Annotated in this window: 1 protein-coding gene; it reads right to left on the bottom strand. The window is 52.8% G+C overall.

The features are described 5' to 3' along the window. The coding region (locus Q0600_RS00325; protein WP_298755537.1) for a molybdopterin-dependent oxidoreductase at positions 1-1117 on the bottom strand (1117 nt) is incomplete at both ends.

Below are 1117 nucleotides of genomic sequence, written 5' to 3' on the forward strand. Positions count from 1 at the left end.
GCCCTTGTAGCCGTAGGTGCCCATGAGCGTGTTTAGGCAAAATATCGCGTACGTGCTCATGGCTGCTTGCGTGTGCATCATGCCACCGTGGACGTTGGTGCTGACCTGCCTGCCGTTTTTGGTGAAATTTTCGCACAGCCAGAGGATATCCTCCACGCTCACGCCGCAAATTTTAGACGCCCACGCCGCGTCTTTTTTGAGCCCATCTTCGCTTTCGCCTCTAAGATAGGCTTTAAATTCCTCCGCGCCGTGAGTGTATTTTTTAAGAAATTTTTCATCCGCAAGCCCTTGTGCCATCATCTCATAACATATCGCCATCATCATCGCAACGTCGGTGGTAGGGTTGATCGAAATGTGCTCGGAGCCTAAAAATTTAGCGGTGTTATTATAGACCGGATCGATCGTGATCACCTTTACGCCGCGCTTTTGCATCTGCTCTTTTAGCTTTGCGAAATACAAATAGCTCTCGTGATCGGGCACGGCCCATGCGATCTGATTGGTATTGATCGGATCGGCACCCCAGATGAGCACCGCTTCGCTATTTTTTAGGATCGTAGGCCATGCGGTTTGCAAGGCGTTGGCCTCGTCCGTTCCGCTGATGTGCGGGGTTATCGCACTTATACAGTGGCACGAATAGTTAAGTTTTCTCGTAGTGTAGCCGCCGATGATATTTAGCATGCGACCGAGCAGGGTTTGCGGGTTATTTACGCTGCCGACGCTGTACCAGCCGTAGCTACCGCCGTAAATCGAGCTTGCGCCGTGGTCTTTAAGTATGCGCTTTAGTTCGTCCGCTACGAGTTTATACGCCTCATCCCAGCTAATCTCGATCCACTCGTCCTTGCCGCGCATGCTTTTGTCGCTCTGCCAGCCTTTTTCTAGATAGCCTTTTCGCACGCATGGTCGCGCGATGCGCGTAGCGTCGTATGTGCGCGCCGCAAGCCCCTGAGTAAGGCTGATCGGGAAAAAATCTAGCTCACTCTCGCTTAAAACGCCTTCAAATTTGCCGTTTCGCCTAAGAGCCCTAACCGCGCCGAAATGCGAGGCGGTGATCGGCGCATCCTCGCTATTCATCAGATCGTCGCTGATGACGCTAGCGGCGTTCGCACTCGCCGCACCT

Source organism: uncultured Campylobacter sp., from assembly GCF_938041645.1.
Classification (GTDB): Bacteria; Campylobacterota; Campylobacteria; order Campylobacterales; family Campylobacteraceae; genus Campylobacter_B.